Annotated in this window: 6 protein-coding genes; 1 reads left to right on the top strand and 5 read right to left on the bottom strand. The window is 33.8% G+C overall.

Features of this window, described 5'->3' with window-relative positions; all coding sequences use genetic code 11:
- Positions 1–373 precede the first annotated feature (373 nt).
- A complete protein-coding gene (locus tag P0N36_RS14305; protein WP_275843541.1) occupies positions 374–1,423 on the top strand; it encodes a Fic family protein in 1,050 nt (349 codons plus the stop codon).
- Positions 1,424–1,894: 471 nt separating this feature from the next.
- On the opposite strand, the gene P0N36_RS14300 is transcribed toward P0N36_RS14305, so the two are convergent.
- The 5 genes from P0N36_RS14300 to P0N36_RS14280 all read right to left on the bottom strand — a co-directional run bounded on the left by P0N36_RS14300 (position 1,895) and on the right by P0N36_RS14280 (position 5,854).
- A complete protein-coding gene (locus P0N36_RS14300; protein ID WP_275843540.1) occupies positions 1,895–2,629 on the bottom strand; it encodes a hypothetical protein in 735 nt (244 codons plus the stop codon).
- 109 nt (positions 2,630–2,738) lie between these two features.
- A complete protein-coding gene (locus P0N36_RS14295; RefSeq protein ID WP_275843539.1) occupies positions 2,739–3,929 on the bottom strand; it encodes an amidase domain-containing protein in 1,191 nt (396 codons plus the stop codon).
- 116 nt (positions 3,930–4,045) lie between these two features.
- Positions 4,046–4,486, bottom strand: a complete 441-nt coding sequence (locus P0N36_RS14290) for a hypothetical protein (protein WP_275843538.1) — start codon at positions 4,484–4,486, stop codon at positions 4,046–4,048.
- Between the two features lie 71 nt (positions 4,487–4,557).
- Positions 4,558–5,310, bottom strand: a complete 753-nt coding sequence (locus P0N36_RS14285) for a DUF4367 domain-containing protein (protein ID WP_275843537.1) — start codon at positions 5,308–5,310, stop codon at positions 4,558–4,560.
- Positions 5,300–5,854 (bottom strand): RNA polymerase sigma factor, encoded by a 555-nt coding sequence (locus tag P0N36_RS14280; protein ID WP_275843536.1) that lies wholly within the window; start codon positions 5,852–5,854, stop codon positions 5,300–5,302. The genes P0N36_RS14285 and P0N36_RS14280 overlap by 11 nt, the downstream gene beginning before the upstream one ends.
- Between the last annotated feature and the right edge of the window lie 278 nt (positions 5,855–6,132).

The raw sequence follows: 6,132 nt of genomic DNA, 5'->3' as shown, positions 1-6,132 counted from the left end.
ATAATACAGAATAAAAATCATAGTATATGAGGATATATTTGTACGTGATTTGGTTGAAATTCTGTTCACATTGTATTAGAATATGTTCTAAGTCACCATACCCTATCCGTCTCATATATTCTTAAGCCCCATCCCCGCCATGTGGAGACGGTTTTGGTGCTTAACAAAGTATTATAATCAATATAAGCAAGGCAGTTCAAGTTATTAGGCAGAGAAATCTGCCTTTTTTCATTATGTTTGTGTCATCTCCTATTTTTGCAATTTACTCCTATTTACATAGATGAATTAGGAGAAAATGTTTCCGAATCATTTCTTTTATCTCCTTTTAATGCTATAATAATAGGAGAAAAAATATTTGAGGAGGAGAAGTTTTATGAGAGAGTTTGATTATACTAGATTAGATGAACAGCTTTTTGACCGAGAAATAGTAAGTTTGTTGTCAGCAATTCATGAACATAAAGGAAAGCAGTCACTATATATTGAGGCAAGTTCAGATGTGCTAAAAAAAATGTTAGAAGTTGCTAAGATCCAAAGTACTAATGCATCGAATGCTATTGAAGGAATACACACCAGTGATAAACGTCTAAAGGATCTTGTTGAGAAAAAAACAAAACCAAGAAACCGAAATGAAGAAGAAATTGCAGGATATAGGCAAGTCCTGGAGTTGATTCATGATAGTTATGAATATATTTACCCGACGCCGAATCATATATTGCAATTACATAGAGATCTCTATACATATAGCTCTGCCCAGGATGGGGGCAAGTTTAAGAACGTAGATAATATAATAGAAGAAGAGAATGAAGATGGAGAAAAGTCCATCAGATTCAAGCCAGCACCTGCTGCATTCACGCCGGATATGCTGAGGCAGTTGTGTGACACATTTTCAAAAGCCATAGATGCAAAAGAGATTGATCCGTTATTACTGATTGCAGCATTTATTTTTGACTTCGTATCGATTCATCCATTTAGAGATGGTAATGGTAGAATGAGTAGGCTATTAACGTTATTGTTTATGTATCGCAGTGGTTATATTGTGGGGAAATATATCAGTGTTGAAATGCATATTGAACGAACGAAAGAAAACTATTATGAATCATTATTACTGAGTTCGAAAGGTTGGCATGAAAGTGAAAACGATTACAAACCCTTCGTCAAGTATTATTTATCAGTGATTCTTGCAACATATAAGGATTTCTCAGAGCGAGTTGAGTTATTGATAGATAAATCTATTAGTAAGTCAGAGCGAGTGAAAAGAGTCTTTGATGTTAAGCTCGGAAAGTTTTCAAAGAGCGATATTCATATTCTAAATCCTGATATCAGTCCGAAAACAATAGAAAAAGCATTAAAAGAACTGGTAGAAAATGGGTATATTGAGAAAGTTGGTCAAGGAAGAAGTACTGTGTACGTAAAGAAAATGTAGGAATCGAAATATGTCTGCGACCATGCATCCACCCATGTGGAGACGGTTTTAAGCATGATTAGAACTAGATAGAAGAGTAGGCAGCGTTTTAGGACTGTATATATTGCGATGTATGTAGGAATCATAAAGGATGAATGGCTCAATAAATAATGTGAGAAGCTAACATAATTGTAAGGCTGAATAATTGATATGTGTAATTTAACCAAATAGCTAGTGATATAATCTCTGTTCCGATATGACAGCATAAACTATTTCTTGTCATACATTTTTGGATAAACTGAGGTATATGGATAAGAGACATGCAAGAAATATACATAAGCACTCTCTTTTGGTCGTGTAGAAACCTTAGTGAAGATTTACGTAGTTGTTTTCCAATGAGCAAGTAGTTATATTTTTGTGGTAGACAGATTGACCAGCATTCTTACAAATGCTGGCCAAAAGTATATTCATAATATTGTACAAGCTTCAGTATTAACCAAGGCCATTATAAACACATTCCCAATGGTTGTTAATTTTTTCAATAACTATGTGATATTCATTTATTCCATCAATGAAACTTCTTAATTGATAATTTTTTTGATTAACGTAGTTTGTATTTGAGTCTAGTGGTACATCTGCAAGGTAATACTTGTATGTTAAATGGACAACTTCATTGTCATATTCACTTGTATAGAACATAGGTGCTGAGGGATAGATTCCAAGAACATAAAATATTGTTTGTGGATATGGTCTTTCTCCCCAAAACTCCATTTCTTCAAAAATACTTTCATCTCTCATGTAATTGAGGCCATCAGACGACTGAATACCTTCGATAACTGCTAGTTGCTGTTCATCATTCAAATGATCCAGATTATTGAATGGATATTCATTATCTTTAGTTAAGATAAATAAAAGTTCATATATATCATTTCTAAAGAGATTAGCATCACGATAAACAATCATCATATATTCGTTTAAATCTGTGTTTTCTCTTTGTAATGTATTGATTTGTGAATTATATAGGTCTTCAGTTGTCTTAGATGTCTTTTCTAAATCTGTGATTGTATCCCTGAGATCTTTAATCAATCTCTTACTATTTATTAGCTCGTCCTGTAAAGACTCAATTTCCATCTGATTTAGCTCTGTTTCTACCGCAGAATCTTTCTGACCGCTGCAACCTACAAGAACAATAATTACAATCACTATAACGATCAAATAATATTTCATTGCATACCTCCAATATTTTGTAATCAGCATTATAACATTTTTAATAGATAAAGATTGCCTAATGAATTATATTCTACTAGGCAATCTTTGATAAACATATGAAATATTCTTAGTTATACTTCCCATAGATTTTCATAAAATCCATGTTTGATGGAGGTGATGATATACCCCCATAGAGTGCCTTCAAGTTATGGTCATTACGATTACTTGTATGAGCACAGATTTGAATTTCATTCCAGTCGGCGTATCCATCGCTATCCAAATCAACAATATTTGACACAATCATGACATGCCCTGGCACGTAGATATAGTCACATTTCTCAATATATGTTGGATAAGAATAATCAACACCATCGATATTGCTATTGTTGGAGCCTTGAACCCAAGATTTAAAGTATGAGGTACCAGTCCAATTCCAGGTGCTGGTCTCACCAGATGTATTAGCCCACCATACACTAGTCATAGGATAATCCTTGCTTGAACTACTTCTTCCTCCCATACCCCACCAGATACATTGTGAAACAAAATTTTGACAGTCGTTACTACCATAACTTTTAAATTGGCTATTATTATAACTATCTGTTGTATTGTCACCTGTATCCTCTGAGTACCACAATGCATATGCAGCACCAGCACCTCGTTCAGTTGAAGTGAATGGATCATAGGCACCTCTAGTAGAACGGTCAACATTCACAGGATTTTTCTTACTATCTTCTACAGTTTGTATGTATTGAATATACTCTGTATTAAGATTGTTGATTAATTCTTTGAAGTCAGTATCTATTGGGAACGCTAGTAGAAATTCTGTCTCATAATCATCAACATCAATAGTCCATTTATTGTTGATGAGACTAAGTCTTATTAAATGCTTTTCAATACTTTGAGATGGTTTATCAAGGAAATTGTACTTAATACTAGACTTCATCTCTACTTCAAGAGTCAGTTTTTCTTTTTCTTCTTCTATAGACTGTATTTCCACTTCGATATCATATGATTCTAGATCTGTCGCATCAAGTTTGTGAGAAGCAATAAGGTATTCAATTTTTCCAATTTCGTAATCATAAATAGCTTTTCCACTTGTACTTTTAGTGTTAATAATGTTCTCTAGTCTTTTGGACAACGTGGTATCCTTATTCATTACGCTTTCAAACTGTACATCAAAATAATCGAATATAAGTTTTTCAATTGATGTTTCATTGATTGACGGAGTTTCAACTATTGAAGATGATGCGTAAGAAGTTTGACTGATAATGAAAATACAGAGAAATAATGTGATCGAGTTCATTAGTATTTTTTTCATCGTGTTTTCCTTTCGATATTAATATTTATAATGGTGACTTTTTTGTCATAATAATATGTTATGAATGTTGACGGAATGAGAAGTTTACTAGTTGGCTATTTACAGATGAAAGATTCTCAGTAGTAAACAGTATCAGTAATATAAATTGGTGTATCAACCAATAAACCATTCACCCAAGCATATCCATAAACATAAAGTTTATAGGAATAACCACTTGGGACATAATAATCTTCCATAACAGTGCAAATATTTAAGTATTCAGTGTTTGACCAGCTCTTATAGGTTACCCAATTACCATTCACATACCTTTTTAGATAGCAAGTAACACTTGTCTTTTCTGCTGTACGAGCAAATATATTGCCAAAGACAGAAGCTTTTCCACTGCTTGATATGCCTAAATCTCCCTTAATAGACTGGACATCTACATATCTAAGATCAGGCTCGGTTGCAGTAATGGCGACAATGATTTCAGGTGGTTTCTCCCTCGCATTGGCGGGTAAGGGGATTGTAATAATCACCATTACCAGGGCAAATAACAATATTGTTTTCAGTTTCATTCAGTTACCTCCTTTGTGTCTGTATTTGTCTTTACACTATATAGACGGTACAAAAGAAGGAAACATTACATTTATTCTGAAACTTTTTTTATTTTTTTAGCAATTTTTATCATGAGGCCTATTTCTTCAGAACCTTCCAGTGAAAAGATCACGTCATTTTCAGACCAGCTGATACTTATTATGCCGTCTTTATTTGTCATGTATCCTTCGCTATCATTGATTGGCACAAGTTCTATATCCGAATGTTCATTGTCGATGTTCACACCCATATTATTTACATTCTGAGTAAAGATAAGTAGTTGATTATCTTGATTCAGAAAAGTCGCTATTTTGGTATATTCACCGCTCTGAGAATCCAATAAACTATATCCTTCCGGTAAATAAGTTGGATAGTAGTCATTTGACGATCCCTCTGGCAGTTCCAAGACTTCCTCTGACTCATTAAAGTCGATACGATTATGGTCCTTTTCAGTCTCAATAAATAGATTTAGAAATCTGATACGGAACGCTTCAACACTCATGGTCACGACAGCGGATGACAATAACAATGCCAACAGAACTACTGCAGCACGTGAAGCGTACTTTTTTATATTAACGCTTCTTCTCAGCCTTTGTTCTTCCTTTTTCATTTCTTTGGTATAGTCATTAAACCACTCATTTAATTTTGTTGGTTCAGGAATGTCCTTGTATACTTCAGCTAGAGCATCAGCTTCTGCATTCAACTTTTCTGAGTAATAGCGACCGAATTCATGGAGGTTCAGCTCATTATGTTTACGGGTTGATTTTCTGTGATGATGATCCATATGTATTTTGTCATCTTTCATTGAATAGAACCTCCTTCTTTGTCACTTCTCTTAGAGCATTCAGTGCCCTGTGTAGTTTAACTCTGACTGCATTTGACGTCAGATCCAGCAAGATTCCAATTTCATCATTCTCAAATTCTCTAAAATATTTCAGATAAATGATTTCACCGTAAGATGGATTGATTTCGTCTAGTAGAGCCAGTGTCTCTTTATGGTTTTCAATCTGAATAATCGACAATTCTGTCATTGATTGCTCATCAATAATATTACTTAAAAATGTCTCTTCAACATTCATAAAACATTGTTCCTTATCAAGCATATCCTTTGCAGTATTCAATGTAAGTCGATAAATATAAGCCCTCTCATCCAAAATATTTTTCGAATGTATCAAGTTAAATTTCTTGGCAATCTTAATAAATGATATCTGAGCTGCATCCTGTGCCAAGTATTTATCCTTTAGGACAGAATATGCTGCTCTATAAACCATCATATGGTAATTTTCATAGAGCTTATCGAATTCTGATCGTTCATCATTGGTATCCAAAAGTATTAGAAATGCTAACATACTCCGCCTCCTCAAGCTATATAACACTATTATATCTTATTTATATAGTTATGGGATATTGTTATGACATATTTAATGATTTTGAAATACCTTACACTATATAGACGGTGAAATAACCAATAACGTTACACTTACCAATATTTGTTTCATTCTGTTCTATTGAGCATTTCTCCAGAAAAAAAGAAGTAGATTTCCCCTGACTGGTCAGGTGCAAGCTACCTAGAAGTTAAACTTTTCATTCTGAAAAGTGATTCTAGTCCCTTGCTGCGCAAGAAAAG

Origin of the sequence: Petrocella sp. FN5 (genome assembly GCF_029210395.1) — a bacterium.
GTDB lineage: Bacteria > Bacillota > Clostridia > Lachnospirales > Vallitaleaceae > Petrocella.
This window is presented reverse-complemented; position numbering and strand designations above follow the sequence as displayed.

What these genes read in the sequence shown, in the direction of transcription:
- P0N36_RS14295 (WP_275843539.1), bottom strand. Translation starts at nt 3,929, where the DNA reads ATGAAAAAAATACTAATGAACTCGATCACATTATTTCTCTGTATTTTC.
- P0N36_RS14305 (WP_275843541.1), top strand. Translation starts at nt 374, where the DNA reads ATGAGAGAGTTTGATTATACTAGATTAGATGAACAGCTTTTTGACCGA.
- P0N36_RS14300 (WP_275843540.1), bottom strand. Translation starts at nt 2,629, where the DNA reads ATGAAATATTATTTGATCGTTATAGTGATTGTAATTATTGTTCTTGTA.
- P0N36_RS14285 (WP_275843537.1), bottom strand. Translation starts at nt 5,310, where the DNA reads ATGAAAGATGACAAAATACATATGGATCATCATCACAGAAAATCAACC.
- P0N36_RS14280 (WP_275843536.1), bottom strand. Translation starts at nt 5,854, where the DNA reads ATGTTAGCATTTCTAATACTTTTGGATACCAATGATGAACGATCAGAA.
- P0N36_RS14290 (WP_275843538.1), bottom strand. Translation starts at nt 4,486, where the DNA reads ATGAAACTGAAAACAATATTGTTATTTGCCCTGGTAATGGTGATTATT.